17 protein-coding genes and 1 pseudogene are annotated in these 25824 nt (G+C 30.4%); 7 read left to right on the top strand and 11 right to left on the bottom strand.

Annotation, left to right across the window (positions count from 1 at the left end):
• Nucleotides 1–74: 74 nt before the first annotated feature.
• Nucleotides 75–1739 (bottom strand): dihydrolipoyllysine-residue acetyltransferase, encoded by a 1665-nt coding sequence (locus IPH62_08860; protein ID MBK7105380.1) that lies wholly within the window; start codon nucleotides 1737–1739, stop codon nucleotides 75–77.
• Nucleotides 1740–1760: 21 nt separating this feature from the next.
• Complete coding sequence (gene aceE / locus IPH62_08855) at nucleotides 1761–4436, bottom strand: pyruvate dehydrogenase (acetyl-transferring), homodimeric type (GenBank protein MBK7105379.1); 2676 nt, start codon at nucleotides 4434–4436, stop codon at nucleotides 1761–1763.
• Nucleotides 4437–4820: 384 nt separating this feature from the next.
• On the opposite strand from aceE, the gene IPH62_08850 reads away from it, so the two are divergent.
• Nucleotides 4821–5207: a DUF937 domain-containing protein gene (locus IPH62_08850; protein ID MBK7105378.1), complete on the top strand. Its 387-nt coding sequence runs from the start codon at nucleotides 4821–4823 to the stop codon at nucleotides 5205–5207.
• A gap of 251 nt (nucleotides 5208–5458) precedes the next feature.
• Here the strand turns inward: IPH62_08850 and IPH62_08845 are convergent, their stop codons facing one another.
• The 4 genes from IPH62_08845 to mfd form a co-directional block, all read right to left on the bottom strand.
• Entirely contained in the window at nucleotides 5459–7471 is a 2013-nt protein-coding gene (locus tag IPH62_08845; protein MBK7105377.1) for a WD40 repeat domain-containing protein, read from the bottom strand.
• Between the two features lie 86 nt (nucleotides 7472–7557).
• A complete protein-coding gene (locus IPH62_08840; GenBank protein ID MBK7105376.1) occupies nucleotides 7558–8481 on the bottom strand; it encodes an NAD-dependent epimerase/dehydratase family protein in 924 nt (307 codons plus the stop codon).
• A 126-nt stretch (nucleotides 8482–8607) separates the two neighbouring features.
• Nucleotides 8608–9714 carry a serine/threonine-protein phosphatase gene (locus tag IPH62_08835; protein MBK7105375.1) on the bottom strand — a complete coding sequence of 369 codons (1107 nt, stop codon included), beginning with the start codon at nucleotides 9712–9714 and terminating at the stop codon, nucleotides 8608–8610.
• 57 nt (nucleotides 9715–9771) lie between these two features.
• Nucleotides 9772–13125, bottom strand: a complete 3354-nt coding sequence (gene mfd, locus IPH62_08830; GenBank protein MBK7105374.1) for a transcription-repair coupling factor — start codon at nucleotides 13123–13125, stop codon at nucleotides 9772–9774.
• Nucleotides 13126–13273: 148 nt separating this feature from the next.
• Here mfd and IPH62_08825 point away from each other — a divergent pair, with 148 nt between their 5' ends.
• The 3 genes from IPH62_08825 to amrS are packed head-to-tail and all read left to right on the top strand — an operon-like array spanning nucleotide 13274 to nucleotide 18238.
• Nucleotides 13274–15754: an AAA family ATPase gene (locus IPH62_08825; GenBank protein ID MBK7105373.1), complete on the top strand. Its 2481-nt coding sequence runs from the start codon at nucleotides 13274–13276 to the stop codon at nucleotides 15752–15754.
• Nucleotides 15751–17181 (top strand): pyruvate kinase, encoded by a 1431-nt coding sequence (pyk, locus tag IPH62_08820; GenBank protein MBK7105372.1) that lies wholly within the window; start codon nucleotides 15751–15753, stop codon nucleotides 17179–17181. The genes IPH62_08825 and pyk overlap by 4 nt, the downstream gene beginning before the upstream one ends.
• Nucleotides 17182–17221: 40 nt before the next feature.
• Nucleotides 17222–18238: an AmmeMemoRadiSam system radical SAM enzyme gene (gene amrS, locus IPH62_08815; protein ID MBK7105371.1), complete on the top strand. Its 1017-nt coding sequence runs from the start codon at nucleotides 17222–17224 to the stop codon at nucleotides 18236–18238.
• Between the two features lie 21 nt (nucleotides 18239–18259).
• On the opposite strand, the gene IPH62_08810 is transcribed toward amrS, so the two are convergent.
• Nucleotides 18260–19393 carry a Fic family protein gene (locus IPH62_08810; GenBank protein MBK7105370.1) on the bottom strand — a complete coding sequence of 378 codons (1134 nt, stop codon included), beginning with the start codon at nucleotides 19391–19393 and terminating at the stop codon, nucleotides 18260–18262.
• A gap of 234 nt (nucleotides 19394–19627) precedes the next feature.
• Between IPH62_08810 and IPH62_08805 the strand changes: the two genes are divergently transcribed.
• The gene (locus tag IPH62_08805) at nucleotides 19628–20434 is read left to right on the top strand and encodes a mechanosensitive ion channel (protein ID MBK7105369.1); all 807 of its coding nucleotides are present in this window, start codon (nucleotides 19628–19630) and stop codon (nucleotides 20432–20434) included.
• A gap of 41 nt (nucleotides 20435–20475) precedes the next feature.
• Here IPH62_08805 and IPH62_08800 read toward each other — a convergent pair whose 3' ends face one another.
• Nucleotides 20476–20976 (bottom strand): hypothetical protein, encoded by a 501-nt coding sequence (locus tag IPH62_08800; GenBank protein MBK7105368.1) that lies wholly within the window; start codon nucleotides 20974–20976, stop codon nucleotides 20476–20478.
• A gap of 97 nt (nucleotides 20977–21073) precedes the next feature.
• Between IPH62_08800 and IPH62_08795 the strand changes: the two genes are divergently transcribed.
• Both IPH62_08795 and IPH62_08790 read left to right on the top strand, forming a co-directional pair.
• Nucleotides 21074–21997: a DUF362 domain-containing protein gene (locus tag IPH62_08795; protein MBK7105367.1), complete on the top strand. Its 924-nt coding sequence runs from the start codon at nucleotides 21074–21076 to the stop codon at nucleotides 21995–21997.
• A 1-nt stretch (nucleotide 21998) separates the two neighbouring features.
• Complete coding sequence (locus tag IPH62_08790; protein ID MBK7105366.1) at nucleotides 21999–23567, top strand: 4Fe-4S binding protein; 1569 nt, start codon at nucleotides 21999–22001, stop codon at nucleotides 23565–23567.
• Nucleotides 23568–23936: 369 nt separating this feature from the next.
• Here IPH62_08790 and IPH62_08785 read toward each other — a convergent pair.
• From IPH62_08785 to IPH62_08775, 3 genes and pseudogenes are all read right to left on the bottom strand, one after another.
• A pseudogene (locus IPH62_08785) lies at nucleotides 23937–24372 on the bottom strand (DNA starvation/stationary phase protection protein).
• A 152-nt stretch (nucleotides 24373–24524) separates the two neighbouring features.
• Nucleotides 24525–25169: a peroxiredoxin gene (locus IPH62_08780; protein ID MBK7105365.1), complete on the bottom strand. Its 645-nt coding sequence runs from the start codon at nucleotides 25167–25169 to the stop codon at nucleotides 24525–24527.
• A 105-nt stretch (nucleotides 25170–25274) separates the two neighbouring features.
• On the bottom strand, nucleotides 25275–25700 hold the full coding sequence (locus tag IPH62_08775) for a transcriptional repressor (protein ID MBK7105364.1): 426 nt from the start codon (nucleotides 25698–25700) through the stop codon (nucleotides 25275–25277).
• Nucleotides 25701–25824: the final 124 nt, after the last annotated feature.

Below are 25824 nucleotides of genomic sequence, written 5' to 3'. Positions count from 1 at the left end.
TCATTTAATTAAGATTCCAAAATTCCATGATTACAAAATTGCAAGATGAATAAGAGTAAGATTAAGAAAAAAAATTATCCTTCCAAACTTAGTAAAAACGGTTGCTCTAAGGCATTAACAATCCATCTAATAAATCTTGCACCATCAGCGCCATCAATAATTCTATGATCATACGATAAAGAAAGAGGCAGCATTAATCTTGGAATAAAATTTCCATCTTTATAAACCGGTTCATAACTTCCTCTTGAAACACCAAGAATTGCAACTTCCGGTGAATTTACAATTGGAGTAAAAGCTGTTCCGCCAATTCCCCCTAAATTGCTTATTGTAAAACTTCCACCTTGCATATCTTCAATCGTAACTTTTTTATCGCGTGCTTTTACAGAAATTTCATTTAATTCAACCGCAAGTTGAATAATATTTTTCTTATCAACATTTTTTATTACCGGAACAATTAAACCTTTTTCCGTGTCCACAGCCACACCAATATTGAAATAATCCTTATAGATAATTTCTTTATTATCCATATCTACACTTGCGTTAAATTGAGGAAAAACTTTTAATGCTGATGCAATTACTTTTAGCAAAATAGCTGTAACAGTTAATTTTCCTCCAACTGATTCTGCTTTCTTAGAAAACTGTTTTCGTAAATTTTCCAAATCAGTTATATCTGCTTTATCAAATTGTGTTACATGTGGAATTGTTGCCCAAGCGTATGAAAGATGTTCCGCTGTTTTTTTTCGAACATTACTCATTGGCTCTTTTCTTGTACTTCCCCACTTTGAAAAATCCGGGAGCTGCTCACGCTTAATTCCAATCGGCATTCCACCGGTACCGGTTCTAATTTTTTCGTTAAATGATTTTGCAAATTTTTTAACGTCTTCTTCAGAAATTCTTCCGCCGGGCCCGCTTCCATTTATTTCATTTATATCAATTCCAATTTCTCTAGCAAATCTTCTTACAGATGGAGCAGCTGCAGCAATTTTATTTGGAAATTCTTTTTTAATATTTGTATCTATAAAAGTAGATTTTGTTTGAGCCGGAATTTCTACTTTTTGTTGAATTGGTTTTTCAATTTTCGTTTCTACAATTTTACTTTCTTCAACTTTTATTGGTTTCTCTACTTGCTGACTTTCACCGGTTTCAACTATTAAAACTACTTCACCAACTTTTGCTTTATCACCAGATTTAACTTTTACTTCTTTTATTATTCCGTTAAACTCAGAGGGAATTTCCACGGTTGCTTTATCTGTTTCAATTTCAAAAAGTATTTGATCTTTTTCAACTTTATCACCAACGGATACTAAAACTTTTGTAATATCCGCAGAAGATATATTTTCTCCAAGTTCCGGTAATTTAAATTCAATAATGCCGGATTGGCTTTTACCGATTTCAACTTTTTCAGATTTTGGTTCAATAACTTTTTCTGTTTTGATTTCTGGTTTTTCTAATTCAACATTTTTCGTTGGAATATTTTTTTCACTTTCAGAAATTACATTTTCACCTTCTTCAAAAATAAAAATTACTTCTCCAACTTTAACAGTATCACCGTCCTTAACATTTACACTTTTTACAATTCCGGAAATTTCCGCCGGAATTTCCACAGTTGCTTTATCGGTTTCAATTTCCAATAAAATTTGATCTACTTCTACTTTATCTCCAACAGAAACCAAAACTTTTACAATATCGGCTTTTTCAATATTTTCGCCGAGTGCGGGTAATTTAAATTCAAGTGCCATTTTTTACTCTAAATTTTTAAGTTATGATTTAATTGGATTATTCTTTTTCAAATCAATATTCAAATCCGTAATTGCTTTAGAAATAATTTCTTTTGAAATTTTTCCTTCTTCAAAAAGTGAATACAGCGTTGTGTAAACTATATGTTTAGCATCAACTTCAAAGAAATTTCTTAAAGCTTCGCGGCTTTCGCTTCTTCCAAATCCAAGTGTTCCCAACGAAGTAAATTTATTTGGAAACCATTTTGAAATTGAGTCAGCTAAAATTTGTGAATAATCTGAAGCCGAAATAAAAATTCCATCTTCGCCCTCTGTAATTTGTTGAATATAATTTTTCTTTTTGATTTCGGTCGGATTCATTCTATTCCATCGTTCAATTTCCAAAGCATCATAGTGTAAATTTTTAACACTTGTAACACTCCAAACATCAGCAGAAACGTTATAATTTTTTTCCAAAATTTCTTGTGCTTTTAAAACTTCATTTAAAATTGAACCGCTTCCCAATAGATGAACTTTTAATTTCGATTTAGTTTCAGAAGTTTTGTATTTATACATTCCATTAATTATTCCGTCTTCAACGCCTTTCGGCATTGCTGGCATTGAATAATTTTCATTCATCACAGTTATGTAATAATAGCAATCTTCTTGAAGTTCATACATTCTATAAATTCCATCTCGAATAATAACAGCAAGCTCATAAGCAAAAGTTGGGTCATAAGCTTTTACCGTTGGAATTGAATGTGCGAGAACGTGGCTTTGTCCATCTTGATGCTGCAAACCTTCTCCGGCGAGCGTTGTTCTTCCGGCTGTTCCGCCGATTAAAAATCCTTTGCACTGCATATCAGCTGCAGCCCAAGCAAAATCTCCAATTCTCTGAAATCCAAACATTGAATAAAATGTAAAAAATGGAATCATATTAATTCCGTGAGTGATATAAGCAGTTCCGGCTGCGATAAACGAAGACATCGATCCGGCTTCGGTAATTCCTTCTTCAAGAATTTGACCATTTACGACTTCTTTGTAATATAGCAAACTATCTTTATCAACTGGCTCATAAAGTTGTCCGCGAGTTGAATAAATTCCAACTTGCCTAAACAAAGCTTCCATTCCAAAAGTTCTTGCTTCATCCGGAACAATTGGAACGACAAGTTTTCCAATTTCTTTATCTTTCAAAAGTTTCGTTAAGATTCTAACGTAAACCATTGTTGTGGAAACTTCTCTTCCTTCAGTTCCTTGATAAAATTCTTTAAATAATTCTTCGGAAGGAGTTTTTATTTTTTGATTTCTAATTATTCTTTTGGGAACGTAACCGTTTAATTCTTGTCTGCGTTTTTTTAGATATAGAATTTCCGGACTATCTTCTTCGGGTCTGTAAAATGGTGCAGTGATTACATCTTCATCAGACATTGGAATTCCGAATCTGCTTCTAAATTCCTTTAATTCATCTTCATTCAATTTTTTTTGAGAATGAGTAATATTCTTTCCTTCACCGGCTTCGCCTAATCCATAACCTTTAACTGTTTTTGCTAAAATTACGGTTGGTCTATCTTTTGTATTTACCGCAGCTTTAAAAGCGGCATAAACTTTTTCCGGATCGTGACCGCCTCTTTTCATTTTAGCAAGATCTTCATCAGTATAGTGTTTTACTAATTCTAAAAGTTCGGGATATTTTCCGAAGAAATGTTCTCGAATATAAGCGCCGCCTTCAACAATATATTTTTGAGATTCGCCATCAATAATTTCATTCATACGTTTTGTAAGAAGTCCGGTTTTATCTGCTTCTAATAAAGGATCCCAATCGCTTCCCCAAATAACTTTGATAACATTCCAACCAGCGCCTCTAAATACTGCTTCCAATTCTTGAATAATTTTTGCATTCCCTCTAACCGGTCCATCTAATCTTTGCAAATTACAATTAATTACGAAAATTAAATTATCAAGTTTTTCGCGCGAAGCTAAAGAAATTGCGCCTAAAGCTTCCGGTTCATCGGTCTCACCATCACCTAAAAATGCCCAGACTTTGGATTCTGATGGAGTTTTTAATCCGCGATTTTCCAAATATTTATTAAATCTTGCTTGATAAATTGCCATGATAGGGCCCAATCCCATTGAAACAGTTGGGAATTCCCAAAAATCCGGCATTAACCTTGGGTGAGGATAAGATGAAAGTCCACCGCCGGGTTTTAATTCGTGTCTAAAATTATGAAGTTTTTTTGCATCTAATCTTCCTTCTAAATATGCTCTTGAGTAAATTCCGGGGGCAGCATGTCCTTGAAAATAAATTTGATCGCCTTGAGTGTTATTATCCTTTCCTCTAAAAAAATGATTAAACCCAATTTCATAAAGGGTTGCAGCGGAAGCATAAGTTGAAATATGTCCGCCAATACCCGGATCAATTTTATTTGCACGGACAACCATTGCCATTGCATTCCATCGGACAAGACTTTTAATTCTTCGTTCAATTTCACGTCCGCCCGGAAATTTGGGTTCATTTTCTTTTGGAATTGTATTTATGTAAGGTGTGTTTGCAGTAAATGGAAGCTCAACTCCGGCTTGATGTGCATAAGTATCAAGGTCATTTAAGAGTTGTTGAACTCTTTCCGGACCTCCGGTTTGTAGAACAAATTCAAGCGATTCTAACCATTCTTTAGTTTCAATTTCATTTAATTCCTCTACATTATCTCTTTTTATATCATCCATTTCTTAATTTTCCTTATTAATTTGCAAACATGTTAAAGGTTATTTTATCTTATTAAAAAACCTTATTTTTTCTCATAAAATTAAGTTTTCAACAAAAAATTTATTATTAAAAGTTAATTTAATATAGTTTTTCAGCATTTTCAAGCAAACAGATTATTAAAAATGATTCTTGGTTGCATATGCAACATAGGATGAATTCAATATTTAATATATTTTTACCAATCATACTATTTTCAATTCGATTTTTTAATAATTTCAGTTGAATTTACTTTAATCTAATTTGCTTTATATTTTTAACATTTTTAAAATTGATATGTGAAGTTTCAAATAAATTTATATATTGCAGCACGATATTTTTCAACAACAAAAAAAAAGGAATAAAAAATGGATATGTTAAAATCTGTTCTTGGCGGCGGAGATAAAAATGATCTCATGTCAATCGTTATGAATTTAATCGGCGGACAAAAAGGAGGATTAGGCGGATTGGTAAGTCAATTTGCTTCAAAAGGTCTTGGTGATATTATTGGATCTTGGGTTAGCACAGGTGAAAACAAAGCAATTGCTCCTGATCAATTACAAAATGCACTTGGCTCCGATACCGTTAAAGATATTGCATCAAAATTGGGAATGGACCAAAACTCAGTTTTATCACAATTATCAAATTTATTACCACAAGCTGTAGATAAATTAACTCCGGATGGAAAAGTTCCGGATGGCGATATTTTAAGTAAAGGTATGGATTTATTGGGTGGACTTTTCGGTAAAAAATAATTTTGATTAAATTCCCCCAATCTCAAAAATTAGCCGTGATATTTAGTCACGGCTTTTTTTTTTAGAATCATAAAGTTTTATATGATTTAACATAAATATATATTTACGATTATTCGGTGAAACCATAACTATATTTTCTTGTTTTCAAAGATGCGATCTTTATATAAGTTCGCATCTTTTTAAAATAACTTTTCTGTTTTACTATTTATTTTTCAAATTTATATGTCCTCGTTTCTACATTTACATTTCTTCTATTCAGCATTATATACCAAAATTTCTGCGCCAGAAGAATTTACCAACAATTTATTTCCATTGTGATAAAACAAAATATTATAAACCGGATTTGTAAAATCTGACAATATCAAAACTAATTCGCCCGTTTCAATATCCCAAATTCTTGCAGTTAAATCTGAGGAACCGGTTGCGAGTCTTTTGCCATCCGAAGTTATATCTAAGCAAAAAACTCTTTGCTGATGTCCCTTAAATTCTTTTATTAATTTTCCGGATTTTACATCCCACATTTTAACTGTTCCGTCTTCTCCGGCGCTGAAAATAATTTCATCATCTTTCGAAAATGATAAATCGTTTGGCTGACCTTTATGCGCTTGAGTTTCCATAATTTTTTCTAATGTCTCTGAATTCCATAAAGTTATTTTTCCATTTGATTCACCGGCTGAAATTAACTTTCCATTATTACTAAATTTCAATCCGAATGGACGAGATTCCAGCGAAAGTTTTTTAATTAAATTTCCAGTTCCTACATCCCACAAAACAATTGCTTTTTCTGTTGAAATAATTGCAACAATTTTTCCATTCGGAGAAAATTCTATTTTTGCACTTCCTCCATTTGATCCGGCTAAATTTCTGTATAATTCACCGGTTTCGGTTTTATAAATTTTTACAGAGTTATTCCAATTGCAAACAGCCGCCAAAGTACCGTCATTATTGAACGATACATCATTCAGCAAATCTTTATTTATTCCGTTTATATTTTTTATAAATTCGCCGGATTCAACATTCCAAATACTTAGCAAAGAATCCGGTCCGTTCATTGTTAATAATTTTCCATTTTGAGAAATATCAATTGCATAAGTTGCAGAATTATTTCTTCCTTCAGAGTTTGTAAATTCAAGTCCAATATTAGTTTTCCATTTTCTGATTGTATTATCTTTTGATGCGGTAAATATTTCTTCACCGTCTTTAGAAAAAATAAGTGAATGAATTTTTCCATCATGACCAAAAATTTTATTTAAACGATTTCCGTTTTTTGCATCCCAAACAATAATTACACCTTCATCGCCGGCAGTGTAAATTTTATCTCCATTTTTATTGAATGAAATTGAATAAACCGGTTTAAAATGTCCGCGTAATTCATGAATTAATTTTTCGCTTTCAATATCCCAAATTCTTGGAGAAGTATTTTTTGTTGCGGCTGCAATTAATTTACTATCCGGACTGAACGCAATATCATCAATTGCTGAATATGTTTTCACATCATTAAAATCAAAATTTTTATTTGTCGAAAGATCGTTCAAATCCCAAACGCCTACTTGCCATTCCCAACTTCCTACTGCAAACTTTTTTCCATCCGGTGAAAATTTTATTGAAACAAGCGGATGTGTATTAAATTCTTTATGCCAAATTTTTTCTTTCTTTTCTAAATCATAAAGTTGAATAAATCCACTTACTCCATTTTGATTAAAATACCAAGAACAATAAGCAATAGTTTTCCCATCCGGTGAAACATCAACATCGGCAAGTCCAAGTCCGCCGGTTTTAATTTGCCATAGTTCATTACCGGAATTAAAATCCCAAATTCTGATTGTAGTATCGCGTGAACATGAAATTAATTTTGTATCATTATCAAAAAACTTTGCAGAATAAATTGTGTTTGAATGACCTTCAATAATTTTAATTTGTTCAAAATTTTCTGAATTGTGAATATGAATTTTTCCTTCAAGATCACCAAAAATTAAAAACTTTCCGTTTTCACTCAATGAAATTTTTGTTGGCGTAATTTCTTTCAAATTTAGAATTGCCGAACTTTGATCAATTTTATTTTTTAAATATTTCCATTCCCAGCCGCGGAATTCGCTCGGAGCATTATCAATCCATTTTTTAGCTTCTGATTTTTCATTTAATCGAAGTGAAGAATTTGCCGCTGAAATATGCGCAAGATACGATTGGTATTGAGGATTTTGCGTAACTTGTGAAAAAAATAAATTTGTTATAAGTAAAGTGAGAGATAAAATTTTTATTTTCATTTTTCACCAAAAGTTTTAAATGAAAATATACAAAGTGTCTTATTTTTGCAATAATTTTTCTAAACTCAAAATCACTTACAAAATTTTCATTTATTTAAATTTATAATTTCTCTAATTCCTTCAATTGGAGAGATTGGTGTAAAAATAAAATGTTTGGTAAACTTTGCACTGTTAAAAAAATAATCTCTATCAAATTGGTATGCCATTTCTTTCAACTCTTTTAAAATTGGAATAAAAATTCCAAGCGGACCAATTGCCCAAACCGGAATTGACTGAATATTTTTTTTCATATTCATTTCGTTCATAAAAATTTCAATCCAATTTCTTGTTAATAATTTTTCATCAGTCGTTGGCAAATGCCAAACTTGATTAAACGCATCTTTTGTATTTCCAAGAAGCGCAACTGATTTACCTATATCATTTATATTTGTAAAACTATGAAGCACATCTAATTTACCAATCCATTGAGGATTTTTATTTTTTAACAAATTTTTATATACAGTTAAAGTTAGCGCACTATTTTCAACATTTGTTCCGTAAAAATCTGCCGATCTAGCAAAAAGTGCAGTAACTTCTTTTTTATCAATTGCATCTGAAAGCATTTTTGCAATTTGTGCACGAATTTTTCCTTTTTCAGAAATTGGATTTATTGGTGTTTCTTCCGTCATATCTGATAAATATTTTGGATCATACATATAAATATTATCCACAAACACAATTTTGGAATTATACTTTTTACATGATTGAATTAGATTGAACATAAATTTTGGCCAATTTTCTTTCCATACGGAAGTTTTATATTCAAATGCAATTGTTACATAAACAACTTCTGAACCTTTCACTGCTTCATCAAGCAATGCTGGATTGAGCAAATCCGCTTTCATCAAAATATCGGCATCGTTAATTTTTGTTGGATTTCTACTTACAAGTTTAATTTCATTTGTGTAATTCATTAATTCTTTTGCTAGAACTTTACCTACCGAACCGTTTGCACCAAGTATTGTTTGCATAATTTACCTTTATTATGATTTTAAGATATTTTGAATAATCTTCAGAACTCTGAAATAAAATAATAAATTTTAAGTTCTTAAATATCCTTCAGAAATTAATTTTATATTAAATATCGATAAGCAATTTTAATCTTTCTTTAAAATCACTATTGAAAGGTCATCGTATTTTTTTTCACTACCAATAAAAGATTTTACGTACTGTAGTAATTTCTCACCAATTTGTTGAGGTAAAAGCTGATTTGATGTTTTTAAGAATTGATAAATTCTTTCCGTACCGAAAAATGTTCCATGTAAATTTCTTGCTTCCGTCACTCCATCGGAAAATATTATTAAACAATTGTCTTTTTCTAAAACAATATTTTGAGTCGTAAATTTAGAATTGTTTGATAAACCCAATGCCACATTGCCTTTTGGCAATATTTCAATTTCATTTCCTTTTAGAATTACCGGCGGTAAATGTCCCGCATTAAGAATTTCCAATGCGTTTGAATTTTCTTCAATTGCACAATAAACCATTGAGGCAAAACTATTTGGCAAAATATCTTTGTGAAATACTTTATTAATTTTTTCTCCGAAATCAGAAAGATTTATTATATCCGGCGCAAAAGCTCTAACAATTGTTTGAAGTTTAGACATAAGTAATGCGGCTGCTAATCCTTTTCCGGAAACATCCGCAAGTGTAATTCCATATTTATTTTCTCCGACTTTTACAAAGTCAACAAGATCGCCGCCAACTTCATTTGCCGGTTCTGTAAACAGCCAAATTTTCCATCCGGAAACTTTAGGATTTTTATCCGACATTAACGCAACTTGAACTGATTTTCCAGCATTGAGTTCATCCTTTGCTAAAAGTTTGTCTTTTAGTTCAAGCATTAGAATAAACAAAATAATTATTCCGCCCAAAACACTTGTGTCATAAGAAAAATTTACGTTGTTTCCATTTAAGCCAAAACTTCCGGCAGAAACAAGAAATACAAATCCAATAATTAAAAGCAATCTTCTTGTGGGATTTAATTTTAACAAAAGTTCTTTTAACATCCACCAAATCATATAAAAGAATCTTTTAACTTTTCCCATTCCGGAAAGCTGTTTTTTTCTTTCTTCCGTTAAAAAAAATTCTTTCAGTTCGGAATAATCATTAGAAATATTTGTGCTGAATCCGCCTTCGGAAATATCATCTTTCAAAGTTTCGTATAATTTTCTTTCGTTATTGCGTTTGTAATTTTCGTTCATGTTTATACTTATTTTTTTCTTAAGACGAATTTTACTCTATTTTGTTTCAGCAATTTTTCAAATATCAATTTTATAAATAAGAATTAACTTTTTCATAAAATTTAATGTTGATGTTAAAACTTCTTCGGCTGTGTTAAATTTGTTTTCTGATTCCAATTTCATTACATCTTTTTCTTGAATAAACTTAATGGTTTTTGAATATTCGGAAACAATTAATTGCATTAAAATTGAAAATTTATTTTTATAAAAATCTTCATTTTCGCCTTTTGGTAAAATTAATGTAACTTTTTTTCGAGTGATTACAATTCTTTCAAACTGCGCAAACGAAGAATAAAATCTTAATACAGCAGTTAAAATTAACCTTTCAACAATTACAGGAAATTTTCCAAATTTATCTTGAAGTTCATCCTTAATTTCATCAAGCTCATCAATTTTAATCATGGAAAATAATGCTTGATAAAAACTTAATCTATCCGATTGATCCGGCATGAAAGATTTCGGAATTCCGATTTCAAAATATGTATCAATAGTCGGCTCCGATCTCTGTTGATGTTTAGGCAAATTTTTGAAAACATCTTTAAATTCATCTTCCTTAAGTTCTGCAACTGCTTCATCCAATAATTTTACATACATATCAAAACCAACGGTGTCTATTGATCCGGATTGCTCAGTTCCTAATAAATTTCCCGATCCTCGAATTTCCAAATCGCGCATTGCTAAATTAAATCCGCCGCCAAGTTCAGTCGATTCTTCAATTGCTTGAAGTCTTCTTACAGCTTTTTGATTTAACGTATCTAACGAAGGAACTAAAAAATAACTGTATGCTTGCCGGTCCGATCTTCCAACTCTTCCGCGCAATTGATGAAGTTCTGCTAAACCAAATCTATCTGCACGATTTATAATTATTGTATTTACGTTTGGAATATCCAGTCCGCTTTCAATAATTTTTGTGGAAATTAAAACATCCGCTTCTTTGTTCATAAAACCATAAATTACTTTTTCAAGCTGAGCCGGTTTTAATTGTCCGTGCGCAACTAAAATTTTTATTTGCGGAATATGTTTATGTAAATATTGCGCAATTTTTTCAATTGATTGAACGCGATCATGAACAAAATAAATTTGACCTTTCCTTTTTATTTCGTCCAAAATCCATTGTCTAATTTTTACAATATCAAAAGTTTCAACTTTTGTATAAATCGGCTGGCGGTTTGGCGGAGGCGTTGCTATAATTGATAAATCCCTTGCGCCGAGTAATGATAAATTTAATGTTCTGGGAATTGGCGTTGCGGTTAAGGTTAAAGTATCAACATTAACTCTAATTTGACGAAGTTTCTCCTTTGCCATTACGCCAAATCTATGTTCTTCATCAATTATCAATAATCCCAAATTACTGAATTTAATATCTTTTGATAAAAGTCGGTGTGTGCCAATTACAATATCAACTTTTCCTTCAGAAAGTTCTTTTATAATTTCAGTTTGTTTTGCTTTACTTGCAAACCTTGAAAGTACTGCAACTTTAACCGGGAATTGTGAAAGTCGATCTTTAAAAGTATTGTAATGCTGCTCTGCTAAAATTGTTGTGGGAACCAACATTCCAACTTGCTTGCCATCGCTAACGGCTTTAAATGCAGCGCGAATTGCAACTTCGGTTTTACCAAATCCCACATCACCGCAAACGAGCCGATCCATCGGATTTTCTTGCTCCATATCGGATTTCACTTCTTCTGTAACTTTTGCTTGATCCGGAGTCGGTTCATATAAAAACGATGCTTCCAATTCTTTTTGCCAAACTGTGTCATTAGAAAAAGCAAAACCTTGTGCAGCTTTTCTTTGTGCGTAAAGTTTTATTAAATCTCTCGCAGCTTCTTTAATTTTTGTTTTAACTTTTTTCTTTGTTGATCGCCATTCGCCGCTGCCAAGTGTAGTAAGTTTTGGTTCTAATTTATCGCCGGAAGAATATTTTTTTACAAGAGATAAATAATTCATATTTAGATAAACAATTCCGCCTTCAGCATAAATTATTTTTATTGTCTCTTGCTCAACCATTCCAATTTTTATTGTTTCTAATCCTACATATTTTCCAATTCCAAAATTTTCATGAACAATAAAATCACCAATTTTTAACGATGCAAATTCTTTAACTCGAGATTTTCTTAAAATTTGTTTCTTAGAAATTTTTGTTCGATATGGTTTATTAAAAGTTTCATAATCTGTAAGAATTAAAATTTTATCACTTGGAATTAGAAACCCTTCTTTGATTGCTAAAACTTTAATTTTAACAATCCCCAATTCCAGCAAGCGATTTAGCTCTTCGTTAAAACTTGATAATAAATCAAATAATCTTCTTCCTTGAATTTCATTTTCTACGGTGATAAAAATTCTAAAATTTTGATCGGTAAAATCTTGCAGAGTTTTAAATAGTAAAGTAAAGTTAGAGTTTATAATCGGTGCAGATTTTATATATAGAAAAGTTTTATCATTATTATTGCCAAACAAATCTTCAATAATCCAATTTGCTTTTTCACTAAATAATTTTTCCAAAGGAATATTATTTTCAACGTTAATTTCTTCTTTCAGAATTTGGGGAATACTATTTTCCAATAATTCCGATTTTAATTCTTCATCTAAATCATCTTCATAAATTTCTTCAACTACTTTTTTATCTCCGTTTAATTTTTCCAAATCGTAAATATTTGCAAAAACCAACGGTGTACTTAAGTAACTAAAAATATTTTCGGAATAAATTGATTCTTCATTGTTTAGAAACGATGCAAGAGTAATGCTATTAACTTTATTTGATGAGCGTTGACTTTCTGGATCAAATAATCTTATTGATTCTAAAAAATCCCCGTCAAACTCAAGCCGACATGGATGTTCTTCACTATATGACCAAAAATCAATTATTGACCCGCGCACCGCAAAACTTCCCGGATCAACAATAGCTTTTTCATGATTATAATTTATTGTGTTTAAATATTCTACCAATTCTTCATAAGTTAATTCGCTGCCGACTTCTATTTTTGTTGTGTTTTTTTCAATTGCTTCTTTTGATGGAAGTTTAATTTTCAGAATATCATAAGTGGCAATTATTATAAATGAATCTCTATTTTTTATTGTTGTTAATTTTTCTTGCAGAGATTCAATTTCAATAACTTCAATCGGAATTAATTTTTCGGCTAATCCTAAAATTGTTAATTCAACATTAACTTCATTTACCAATTGTCTTGTAGGAAGAAGAACCAAAATTTGTTTTTCTTTTTTACTAAGCAATGAAATTATTATTGATTTTGCAGAGCCGGATAAATGTGAAATATTTATTCTATTATGATTTTCTTTTCGTTTATTTATTTCCGTTAGAAAAATTTTAAAGAAATTTAAATCGGCAATTTCGGATTGAAAATTATCATTCATATTGTTTAAATGGATTTTACCCTTCCTCACAAAATTATGCGGGAATTGATTAGTTAGAAATTTTTATAAAATAAATTTACTATAAATTGAAATAAAGTTTTTGGTTATATTTTAGTAAATAAAATATTCAATTATTATTGGTTTATTTATGACACTTCATAAAGCTCAAAAATATCTACCTCTAAAAACAGAACAATTAAAGTTAACATGCGATCCCGGTTGTTTTAAATTTGATACAACGGACAGCATTACACCTATTGACGGAATTGTTGGTCAAGCAAGAGCGATTAAAGCTCTGAAAATTGGAATTGATATTGAAGGACCTGGTTATAATATTTTTATTACTGGACTTTCCGGAACGGGAAAACAAACATCAATAAAAAATATATTGAAGGAATTTTTACCGAAGAAAAATGTAAAACTTAACGATTACATTTATGTAAATAATTTTAGAGACAGCGATCACCCAAGTTTATTGGTATTTCCCGCGGGACAAGGAAGAATGTTTAAGAATGATATGAAAAATTCTATCAAACTTATACATGAAAATATTCCGCAAATTTTAGAGCGAGAACCATTTTTATCCGAACGAAAAAAATTAGCAACCGATTATGGAAAATCTCAGCAATCATTAGTAAGCAGTTTTGAAAAAAAATTAAGAAAAGACAATCTCACACTTGGTCAAATTAAAGTTGAAGAAGTAACACGTCCGGAAATTTTTGCAGTAATAGAAAATCAGCCGGTTTATATTCAACAGCTAAATGAACTTGTCGGTTCAAAAAAAATCAGTGAAAAGGATGCAGAACAAATTGTAAAAAAATATACTTCTCATCAAGATGAATTATATTCTGTTTTTAAGGAAAGTTTAAAACTCACTCAAAGTTTTCAGACTCAATTAAGTGAACTTGAATCTAACGCTGTGAAGAATTTAATTTCCGCAACATTTGATGAATTACGCGAAAAATATAAATCGAAAAAAGCTCAAAAATATTTTGCTAAAGTAACAGAAAATATTTTGGAAGATTTGGATATTTTCAAAATTCCTCCTCAGCATAAAAATAATAGTGAAGTTGAAAACGCAGAAAATTTATTGGCGTATCAAGTGAATTTAATTCTTGATAATTCTAACGTAAAAGAAATTCCCGTTGTGATTGAAACTTCTCCAACATACAACAACTTATTTGGTGCAATTGAAAAAGTAAATGATGGCTCGGGAGTTTGGCAATCAGATTTTACAAATATTAAATCCGGTTCAATTCTAAGAGCCAACGGCGGTTATTTGGTAATTAACGCAATTGATGCAATTCAAGAACCGGGAGTTTGGAAAACTTTAAAACGCGTTTTACTTCATGGGAAATTGGAGATTCAAGATTTATCGAGTGTTTATCAAATCACTTCAAGCACATTAAATCCGGAACCAATTGAAATTAATTGCAAAGTTATAATGATCGGAAATAATTATTCTTATTCATTGCTTTCAAATTATGAAGATGATTTTAATAAAGTTTTTAAAATTAAAGCTGAGTTCGATTATGAAATGAATCGTACGGAAAGTGCCTTGATTGAATATGCTAAAGTTGTAAAAAAACTTGTTACGCAAGAAAAATTATTGGAATTTGATAAATCTGCAATTAGTAAAATTATTGAATATGGTGCAAGATACGCTGGTGATCAAACAAAATTAACAACAAGATTTGCATACATTGCCGATCTTGCGCGTGAAGCAAATTTTTGGGCTAAAGATGTAGGTGAAAAAATTGTAACTTCGATTCATGTTCAGCGAGCTTATGATTCTTCCGTGGAACGCCATGCGATGTATGATTCCAAAATGAAAGAAATGATTGATCAAAAAACAATTTTGATTGATACACATGGTTCAAGAGTTGGACAAATAAACGGTCTTGCAGTTTATGGCGGAAGTTATTATTCATTCGGAAAGCCAACAAGAATTACTGCATCGGTTGGACTTGGAAACGGAAATATTATAAATGTTGAACGCGAAGCCGGACTTAGCGGAAGCACACACAATAAAGGAGTTTTAATAATCACCGGATATTTTAGAGAAAAATTTGGAAAGCGTTTACCGCTATCATTTACCGCAAGTTTGGTTTTTGAACAAGGATACGGAATGATTGACGGAGACAGCGCTTCGGTTACTGAAGTATGTGCGCTCCTTTCCAGCATTGCCGAAATACCGATCAAGCAAAATTTTGCAATTACCGGATCAATAAATCAAAAAGGTGATATTCAGCCAATAGGCGGAGTTAATGAAAAAATTGAAGGCTATTTTGATGTTTGTAAATCGAGAGGTTTGGATAAAACTCATGGTGTAATTATTCCTCTTCAGAATGTAAAAGATCTTATGTTGAAAGATGAAATTATTGATGAAGTAAGAAATAAAAATTTTTCAATTTATTCTATTCAAACTGTTGATGAAGCAATAGAATTGCTCACTGGAGTTAAAGCCGGAAAGCAAATGAAGAATGGAAAATATCAGCCGAATACTGTTTACGGAAAAGTTGAAAAATGTTTAACCGATATGAAACACAGAACTCGTCCGCAGCCGCAAAATCAAAAAGAGAAAGAAAATAATGGAACTAATACATCTAAAGTAAAAGGAAAAAATTGAATACTAGATTTGTAAAAACAAAAATTTTAGCTACAATTGGTCCAGCAACAGATAGCAAAGAAATGCTGCTTGGACTTATTGATGAAGGGGTTAATGCATTTAGAATGAATTTCTCGCATGGAGATGAAAATTATTTTACGGATTTATTTAACAAAATTCATGATGTATGCGAAACGAGCAAAATGCCAATTCCGATTCTTCAAGATTTGCAAGGACCTAAAATTAGAATCGGCAAATTAGAAAAAGATGAAGTTGAAATTCTAACTGGAAATAATATTGAAATTACAATTGATACTATTTTGGGAAATGAAAATATCATATCATCATCATATCAAGAATTAATTGTTGATGCAAAAATTGGTAATCAAATCTTAATTGATGATGGATTAATAAAGTTAGAAATTATCAGTAAAAAAGAAAGATCGGTGGTTTGCAAAATTCTTGAAGGCGGAAAACTCAAACCAAAAAAAGGAATGAATTTACCGGGAATGATTTTAAGCACGCCATCATTTACTGAAACAGATAAAAAAAATATGGAGTTTGCATTCAAACACAGAGTTGATTATGTGGCTCTATCGTTTGTGAGATATGCAGAAGATATTTATGAACTTAAAAATTGGATGAAAAGCAAAGGTTACAATAAACCTATTATTGCAAAAATTGAAAAACCGGAAGCAGTAGAAAATTTTGAGGCAATACTTGAAGCTTCTGATGGAATTATGGTTGCAAGAGGTGATCTTGGAGTTGAATTAGCTCCGCAGTTGGTTCCAATAATTCAGAAAAATATTATTGGAAGATGTAATTCAGTTGGCAAACTTGTAATTACTGCAACTCAAATGTTGGAATCGATGATAACAAATCCAATTCCCACAAGAGCCGAAGCATCCGACGTGGCGAATGCAGTTTTAGATGGAACTGATGTTGTAATGTTAAGCGGTGAAACGGCTGTTGGAAAATATCCACGACAAACAATTAAAACGATGAAAAGCATTTTAATGTCAACTGAATCTCAGAGTCAATTTAAGACAAAAGTAAAATTTGAAAATCCTAAAAGTAAAGCTGATAATATTTTTGATGCAACGGGAAAAGCTTTTGTCGAAATTGCAAATCAAGTAAATGCAAAAGCGCTTGTGGTTTTTACACATCAAGGACGAAAGGCAAACATACTTTCAAAATATAATCCGGATGCACATATTTTCGCTTTCTCAGATTCTTTTGACACGCTTAATCACTTGAATCTACATAAAGGTATAAAACCCTACTTTTTAAAAGATATAATGAACGAAGATTTTTATATCAAAAGTGCATTGGAAATTTTGATAAAAGATGAAATAGTTACAACCGGTGATGTTGTTGTTTTTACAGCCGGAGCTCCGATTGATGAAATAAACAGAAAAAATTGGGTGCGTTTTTTAGTTGTAGATTAATAAAAAAATCTTACTTTAGTAGGAAAAGAAAAAGTAAGAAATGGAATATAAATTAGCAAAATGGTGGGAACTTCAATCTAACGGAAAAATACTCTGCACACTATGTCCGCGCTACTGCACAATTGGAAATGGGCAAAAAGGTTTTTGCTACATAAGAGAAAATATTGATAATAATCTTTATTCTATTGGTTACGGAAGACCAACCGGATTTGCAATTGATCCAGTTGAAAAAAAACCACTCTCGCATTTTTTACCGGGAACACAAATTTTAAGTTTTGGAACTGCCGGATGTAATTTGGGATGCAAGTTTTGTCAAAATTGGTCAATCAGCAAATCTAAATTGGATGAAATAAATTCTCTTAATGCTTCTCCGGAACAAGTTGTTAATCTTGCAAAAAAATATAAAACTCCTTCAATTGCTTATACATATAATGATCCGACAATTTTTGGTGAATACGTAATAGATATTTCTCAAATTGCTCGTGAAGAAAATATCAAAAATGTAATGGTAACTGCCGGATATATTGATAAAAACGCTCGTAAAGATGTTTACAAATATATTGATGCGGCAAATGTAGATTTGAAGGCATTTACTGAAACTTTTTATCACAAATTAACTTTTTCTCATTTGAATGATATTCTTGATACTTTATTGTGGTTAAAGAACGAAACAGAAATTTGGTTAGAAATTACAACACTATTAATCCCAGATGAAAATGATAGTTCAGATGAAATTAAAAAAATGTGCAATTGGATTGTTACAAATTTAGGTGAAAATGTTCCGCTCCATTTTACAGCATTTCATCCGGATTTTAAAATGAGAGATAAAATTAGAACTCCAGTTTCAACATTAGAAATGGCTAGAAAAATTGCAATTAATGAAGGTATTAATTTTTGCTATGTCGGAAATATTCATAATTTGGAAGGACAAACAACCTATTGCCCAAATTGTAAAGAACCAATTATTATTAGAGATTGGCATTCTGTTTTAGACATAAAAATGAAAAATGGCAAATGCAAAAATTGTGGAGAACAGATTGTTGGAGTTTTTAATTAAACTAATTTCGTTTCAAAAAAATTATTTTTGAAATATCTTAACATATTCATCAAAAATATAAAGACGATTTCTTTTAAAACCAGTCAGCTCAACTAATATTCCAAATTTTGCAAATTCTTTAATTAAATTATTAGAAGTTGTAGGAGTAACATTAAGAATTTTCATAACTATAGAGCTATCAACTATTGGATTTTTATATAATTCATCAAGCAACTTTTTTGCTCTAATTTGTTTTTTTCCCATTTTTAACAATACTTCACTTTCCAATTTTTGTTTAAGTTTAATAATGCTGTTAAATGTTTCAATTGAATTTTGAGAAGTTTCAACTACACCTGCCAAAAAAAACTTTATCCATTGTGAAATATTATTATTGGTTCTGGCAATTGTTAGATTATCATAATAATAAATTTTATTCCTTTCAAAAAAATCCGATAAATATAATGTTGGCTTTACTAAAATTTTATTGCTGACCAAATATAATGTTATTAAAAGCCTTCCCAATCTTCCATTGCCATCTAGAAAAGGATGAATCGTTTCAAATTGATAATGACCTATTGCAATTTTGATTAAATGAGGAACGTTTATATTGTTATTATTTAAAAACTTTTCTAAATCACTCATTAATTCATTTACTTCATCAGCAGTTGGTGGTATAAAAACCGCATCTTTTAGCGTTGCTCCAATCCAATTTTGACTTCTTCTAAATTCACCGGGTGTTTTCTTTTCTCCTCTTACACTTGTTAAAAGAATTTCATGACCCTTTTTCAGCAATCTGTTTGAAAGTGGTAAATTTTCAAGTTCGCTTATAGCATAATTCATTGCAGATACATAGTTCTGTACTTCTTTATAATCATTACGCCTTTCCGGCTTTATATTTTCTTCTTTTATAAAAACTTCTTCAATACTGGTTTGTGTGCCTTCTATTTTACTGGATTTTGTTGCTTCTTTTGTAATATGCATCATAATAAAAAAATCAACATCTGGGATAAGTTGAGAAAATGCGTTTAATTCTCCAATTTTTCTATTTGCTTCTCCTAATAGGCTATTTAACTCCGGATCTGAGATTATCCATTCAATATTTACTATATTCGGGGAAAAACTAAAGTATTCATATTGTTTCTTTAAATTTCCGGCTTTGAAATTCTTTATATCCATATTTTTCCTATAATATAAATAATCATATTATAATTTATAACAATAACTTGGAATATAAAATTTTATATTCCAAGTTGCAAGAGAATTTTGGAATATAAAGCAATGTTTTGTTATGTATCCTGAAAATGTAAAAATTGTGGAAACAAAATTGATGGAGTTTTTAATTAACAAACGTATTACAATTTTTTGATTCATTTACTATCTTTATATTTATCAATAAACAATATTTAAAGAATGAAAAACATTTTATCTATACTAGAAAAATACTCGGTCGAATATGGCTTTAAAATTTTAAGCGCAATTTTAATTCTAATAATTGGGATTTGGCTTGCGAAAATAATTTCGAAAATTTTCAATAAATTTTTAGCTAAATCAAATGTAGATATAACTTTACTAAAATTCTTTACTTCATTAGTTAGAATTATTTTAATAACTTTTGTTGTAATTGCCGCCGTAAATAAATTAGGAATTGAAACTACATCGTTTGTTGCAGTACTTGGTGCTGCCGGACTTGCAGTCGGTTTGGCATTACAAGGTTCTTTATCAAATTTAGCTTCCGGAATAATGTTAATTATATTTCGACCAATTAAAGTTGGCGATTATATTCAAGGCGGCGGCGGTGAAGGAACTGTGAAAGAAATTGGAATTTTTGTTACAAAATTAATTTCAATAGATAATAAATTATTATTTGTTCCAAACTCAAAATTGACTTCGGATAATATTGTAAATTTTACGTTTAATGAAACTCGCAGAGTTGATATGATTTTCGGAATTGGTTACAAATCAGATTTTAAAAAAGCTAAAAATATTATTGATGAAATTTTACAGAATAATCCAAAAGTTTTAAAAGAACCGAAGCCGGATATTTTTGTTAGAGCTTTAGCTGAAAGTAGTGTAAATATTGCTGTTAGACCTTGGTGTAAAACAGATGATTATTGGGATGTTCTTTCTGAAGTTACTGAAAATATTAAGTTACAATTTGATGCAAATAATATCGAAATTCCATTTCCGCAAAGAGATATTCATTTACACAATAAATAATTTTTTGAAATTTGATTTTTAGAAAAAGTAAAATTTATATTCTATTTTTTCATCAAAAAAACATAACCGCTGAAAACCCAAGTTGTAATTACTTGAATTAATATCGGTGTTGAAATTAAACTTCCATCAATAAGTAATAAACTCAGTAATCCGAATTTTACTGCATAATATGCCATTTTGCTTAATCCAATACTTATAATCATTGATGCAAATTTATTTTTAATTTTTTCTGTTAAGAAAAAGAAAAGCCAAACATTTAGTAATAATTCTCCGGTAATTAAAAATGTTTTAATTAAATGCGGATGAGCAGAAATTACAAAAGAGAAAATAGGTAAAGTTGCAGCAATTATGTAAGCATTCTTTTTTGAAGTATGAGCAATTGATAAAATTAACATCAAACGCATTGGTTCAATAAAATAAATTGGTAAAGATGTTAAGTGAGAAAGTGCCGGTACAAAATATACAAACGCCAATGCTAAAACATCAAACACAGAACTTTTTACAATTTCTTTCTGACTAATTTTTCCTAAAACTAAATCCATTTTACACCTTTTGTTTTTCTTGTAATAAACATAATATATTTCTATTTTAAAATAAACAAAAGAGATAGTTTTATCCAATATCAAATGGAGAATTTTTATGAACCGACGCGATTTCTTTAAGAAAACTTCTTATGCAGGAGCTGCTGCTTGCACTTATTTTTCTTTTGGAGACAAACTTAATCTTTTTGCAAATAGTAAAACTGTAAGTTCTGAAGTTTATGATTTAGTTGCAATTAAAGGCGGTGAACCAGATCTTATGTTTGATGAAGCAATTAAGTCATTTGGAGGAATGAAAAAGTTTGTTAAAAAAAATCAAAAAGTTGTAATTAAACCCAATATTGGTTGGGATACAATACCAGAACGTGCCGCAAACACGAATCCAAAATTAATTTCGCAGATTGTAAAACATTGTTTTGATACCGGGGCAAAGGATGTTTATGTTTTTGATCATACTTGTGATAACTGGAATAAATGTTACACAAACAGCGGAATTGAAAAAGCAGCAAAAGATGCCGGTGCAAAAGTTGTTCCGGGAAACAGTGAAAGTTATTATCAAAATGTGGAAATCAAAAATGGCAAAAATCTTAAATCTACAACCGAACACGAACTAATTTTAGATTGTGATGTTTTTATAAATGTACCGATTCTGAAAAACCACTCAAGCGCAGAGCTTACAATGGCTATGAAAAATTTAATGGGAAATGTTTGGGATAGAGGTTTTTGGCACAGAAATAATTTACATCAATGTATTGCAGATTATGCAACTTTTAGAAAACCGGACTTAAATATTGTTGATGCATATTTTGTTATGAAAAAAAATGGTCCTCGCGGCGTTTCTAAAGATGATGTTCTGACTTTGAAATCTCAAATAATTTCTACAGATATTGTTGCCGCAGATTCTGCAGCAACAAAATTATTCGGAAGAGAACCAAGTGAAATTGGGTATATTAAAATTGCAGACGAAATGAGAATTGGGACAATGGATTTATCAAAATTAAAAATTAATAGAATTATTCTTTAATATGAATCTTCAATTTCTGAAAAAGATCAGAGTTATATTTTCATTAATATTTTTTGTTTCATTTCTAATTTTATTTTTCGATTTGTCTTTTTCTGTTCAATCAAAATTTTCGCAATATCCGCTTTATCTTCAGTTTATTCCTTCACTGCAAAAATTTCTTACAACTTTTTCTATTACTTCGATGGGATTTATTTTTATAATAATCTTGACATTAATTTTTGGAAGAGTTTATTGTTCAACTGTTTGTCCACTTGGAATTTTGCAAGATATAATTATTTTTTTTCGCAAAAAAAGGAAAAGAATTAATTATAAATTTTCTGCCGCTTGGGATAAAACTAGAAATACAATTTTAATAATTACTATTATTCTATTGGTGTCAGGCATTTCTTTCGGAATAAGTTTACTTGATCCTTACAGTAATTTTGGAAGAATTCTATCAAATATTTTTCGACCAATAACAATTGAAATCAATAATTTAATTTCTTTCCTTTTTGAAAAAGTAAATTTGTACATCATAAATCCGTTAGATTTTGCGGGAGTAAATTTCTTCTCATTTTTATTTTCGTTAACAATTTTTATTTTGATTTTGTTTTTCAGTATAAAATTTGGAAGATTGTATTGCAATTCTGTCTGTCCGGTTGGAACTTTTTTAGGAATTTTATCAAAATTTTCATTTTTCAAAATTGCTGTAATTGAGCAGAATTGTATTTCATGCGGTGATTGCGAAACAGTTTGCAAATCAAATTGCATTGAATCGGAAACTCAGAAAGTTGATTTTAGTAGATGTGTGGGATGCTTTAATTGTTTTGATGTTTGTCCTTCTATTGGAATTAGTTATGTATCGCGATATCCATTAAAATCAGAAGGAAAATCAGAATTAATTAAAAATTCTACTCGCAGAAATTTTTTAAAAAATATTGGAATTTTTACATTCGGTACAAATTTAGTTTTAAAAGCTCAACAAAAAATTGAAGTTTACAAAGAAAGTAAAATTCCGGTAATTAGAAAAACTCCAATTTCTCCGCCCGGTTCAGTTTCGATAGAAAATTTTACGGATAAATGTACTGCGTGCAGTTTGTGTGTCGCAAGTTGTCCAACGCAAGTTCTACAACCTTCATTTTTAGAATATGGATTGCTGGGAATTATGCAGCCGCGAATGGATTACATAGCAAGTTATTGCAATTTTGATTGTGTAATTTGTTCGGAAGTTTGTCCGACCGGTGCAATTCTTCCTCAAAAGTTAGAAAAGAAACAATTAATTCAACTTGGTAAAGCAAAATTTGTGAAAGAAAATTGTGTGGTCTATTCACAGAAAACTGATTGCGGAGCTTGTGCTGAACATTGCCCAACAAAAGCCGTAGAAATGGTTTTAGATAAATCAGTAAATTTAAAATCACCATTTTTGAAAGAAGAAATTTGCATCGGTTGCGGTGCCTGCGAACATGCTTGTCCCACAAAACCCTACAAAGCCATTTATGTTGAAGGAAACGAAAAACATATTTTTGCGCAGAAACCTAAAACTGAAAAGTTAAAAGAAAAAGTAGATTTAAAAGAAGAGTTTCCGTTCTAAGTAAAAATCGTTGAAACATAAAATGATAAACGTGGAAACGAAAGACGAAAAACGTTGAGATGTAGAAACGATAAAAATTTAAAAAACAAATGTTTGTCATTTCCGATGATTTTTATCGGAAGAGAAATCTCATAAATTAATTCTGAGATCTCTCAATCTCCGTTAGCAAACGAATCACTCTTTCGAGATGACAAAATGTTTGTCATTCCGTAAAATGTTTCGGGGCAAAAAGGGTTTTTCTTTAGAATGTTATTTCAATTTCCATACACTATAATTCAAAGATGGCATCTTTTTAAAGTTTTTTAAAATGAAAACATGCCCCAATATTGTTTTTATTTTCCTCGTTTCACTTTTTGCGTTTTCACGTTTTTACTTACTTGCGTTCAACATCCACAAAGATTTTTCTAACCAAGCAACATTTCCATCTGCTAAAGCTTGAGTTGTTAAATCATTTTTTGCCGACTGCAATTTCTGACGTTTGCTTAAATTCATTTAACAAATATTCAAAATCATTAACCACACTATTTATTACTTCGCTTGCAGAAAATTCCGATTTATTTTCTTCAGTAATTTTTGCTTTTTCCAAATAACTTTTTAATGTTGTTAATGGTTTTCCGCCAATTTGTAAAATTCTTTCTGCAACATCATCATAAACACCGGCAAAATAATCATAATATTCTTCGGTTTGTTTGTGTATTCCAAAAAAGTGCGGACCTTTTACATTCCAATGATAATTGTGAAGCTTTACATACAAAACTTGAACATCTGCCAAATTTTGATTGAGTTGTTTTACTAATTCTTTCATTTCATTTCCCTTTTGATAATATATTTTAGATAATAATAATTATTATATAAAATTATAAATTTAGGCTATACTAAAATTCAGATTCTCACGAAGTTACATAAAACGTAACTTCTCAGAATGACAAACTCAAATTTTAATATAGCCTATAAGATTTATAAAGACTTTTTGCTGAAATACCAATCTGTATATTCGTAACCTTCATCTTTACGTTTTGTTTGAGCTTCTTGTGTCTGCGGAGGAAGAATAATTACTTTTTCTCCCGGTTTCCAATTTTCCGGAGTTGCAACTCCAAATTTCTGACTTGTCTGCAAAGCTTCAACAATTCTTAAAATTTCATCAATACTTCTTCCGTTTGTTAAAGGATAATATATCATTGATCTTAAAATTCCTTCTGCGTCAATTATAAAAACTGCACGAACTGCCGAAGTATCGGAAGCTCCGGGATGAATCATTCCGTATGCTTTTGCAACTTTCATATTTAAATCGTCAATAATTGGGAAAGGAATTTCAACATCAAAATTATCTTTAATATTTTTTACCCAAGCCAAATGTGAATAAATGCTATCAATACTTAAACCAATTACTTGTGTGTTTAATTTTTTGAAATCTCCATTTTTTCGTGCGAATGCCATAAATTCCGTTGTGCAAACCGGTGTAAAATCTGCCGGATGAGAAAATAAAACAACCCATTTTCCCTTTAGATCTGATAACTTTATCATTCCGTGAGTTGTTTTTGCATTAAAATCCGGTGCCGGTTCATTAAGTCTTGGTAAACTGAATACTTGTGTTTCTTCCATTTGTAACTCCTTATTTTGCAAGTGATTAAATTTATTTTTTCAATATGATGATGAGATTTCCAAAAGGATTCAAATAATTATTAGATAATAATTATTATTGATTATCTAATTTCTGCAATCACTGCAAATTACATTAAATTGAATATTATAATTGATAAAACTATGTTCAGATACAATATCCGGTAATTTGAGATTGTTTAATTCAGGCTCAGAAACATCAACAATTTTTTTACATTTTACACAAACAACATGATGATGATTTTCAATTTCTGCTTCATAACGAACAGTTTCGTGCAATGGTGTAACAACAGAAATTATTCCCTTTTCTTCAAAAGTTTCAAGAGTTTTATAAACCGTTGCGAGAGAAATTGTAGGAAATTCACCCACAATATTTTTGTGCACAGTTTCTGGTTTTGGATGCGATTTATCAATTATTAAAGCTTTGTAAATTGCCAATCTTTGCGGAGTAACACTTAATGCGTTAGTTCTGCATTTTTCCATAAAAGAATCTATTTTTTCTTGCATTTCCATTTTGAAATTATTCTTAGTTGATAATTATTATTATGTAATATACTGAATTTTAGATACGATATCAAGATATGTAAAATAAAAAAGGGTAAAATTGCTTTTACCCTTTCGAATTTAAATAATTTAG

Source organism: Ignavibacteriota bacterium (genome assembly GCA_016708125.1).
In the GTDB taxonomy this organism is placed as follows: Bacteria; Bacteroidota; Ignavibacteria; order Ignavibacteriales; family Melioribacteraceae.
This window is presented reverse-complemented; position numbering and strand designations above follow the sequence as displayed.

Coding starts and splice junctions, on each gene's coding strand:
- IPH62_08810 (MBK7105370.1), bottom strand. CDS start 19,393: ATGGATATAAAGAATTTCAAAGCCGGAAATTTAAAGAAACAATATGAA.
- IPH62_08780 (MBK7105365.1), bottom strand. CDS start 25,169: ATGGAAGAAACACAAGTATTCAGTTTACCAAGACTTAATGAACCGGCA.
- IPH62_08845 (MBK7105377.1), bottom strand. CDS start 7,471: ATGAAAATAAAAATTTTATCTCTCACTTTACTTATAACAAATTTATTT.
- IPH62_08805 (MBK7105369.1), top strand. CDS start 19,628: ATGAAAAACATTTTATCTATACTAGAAAAATACTCGGTCGAATATGGC.
- aceE (MBK7105379.1), bottom strand. CDS start 4,436: ATGGATGATATAAAAAGAGATAATGTAGAGGAATTAAATGAAATTGAA.
- IPH62_08775 (MBK7105364.1), bottom strand. CDS start 25,700: ATGGAAATGCAAGAAAAAATAGATTCTTTTATGGAAAAATGCAGAACT.
- IPH62_08840 (MBK7105376.1), bottom strand. CDS start 8,481: ATGCAAACAATACTTGGTGCAAACGGTTCGGTAGGTAAAGTTCTAGCA.
- IPH62_08795 (MBK7105367.1), top strand. CDS start 21,074: ATGAACCGACGCGATTTCTTTAAGAAAACTTCTTATGCAGGAGCTGCT.
- mfd (MBK7105374.1), bottom strand. CDS start 13,125: ATGAATGATAATTTTCAATCCGAAATTGCCGATTTAAATTTCTTTAAA.
- amrS (MBK7105371.1), top strand. CDS start 17,222: ATGGAATATAAATTAGCAAAATGGTGGGAACTTCAATCTAACGGAAAA.
- IPH62_08835 (MBK7105375.1), bottom strand. CDS start 9,714: ATGAACGAAAATTACAAACGCAATAACGAAAGAAAATTATACGAAACT.
- IPH62_08850 (MBK7105378.1), top strand. CDS start 4,821: ATGGATATGTTAAAATCTGTTCTTGGCGGCGGAGATAAAAATGATCTC.
- IPH62_08800 (MBK7105368.1), bottom strand. CDS start 20,976: ATGGATTTAGTTTTAGGAAAAATTAGTCAGAAAGAAATTGTAAAAAGT.
- IPH62_08860 (MBK7105380.1), bottom strand. CDS start 1,739: ATGGCACTTGAATTTAAATTACCCGCACTCGGCGAAAATATTGAAAAA.
- IPH62_08790 (MBK7105366.1), top strand. CDS start 21,999: ATGAATCTTCAATTTCTGAAAAAGATCAGAGTTATATTTTCATTAATA.
- IPH62_08825 (MBK7105373.1), top strand. CDS start 13,274: ATGACACTTCATAAAGCTCAAAAATATCTACCTCTAAAAACAGAACAA.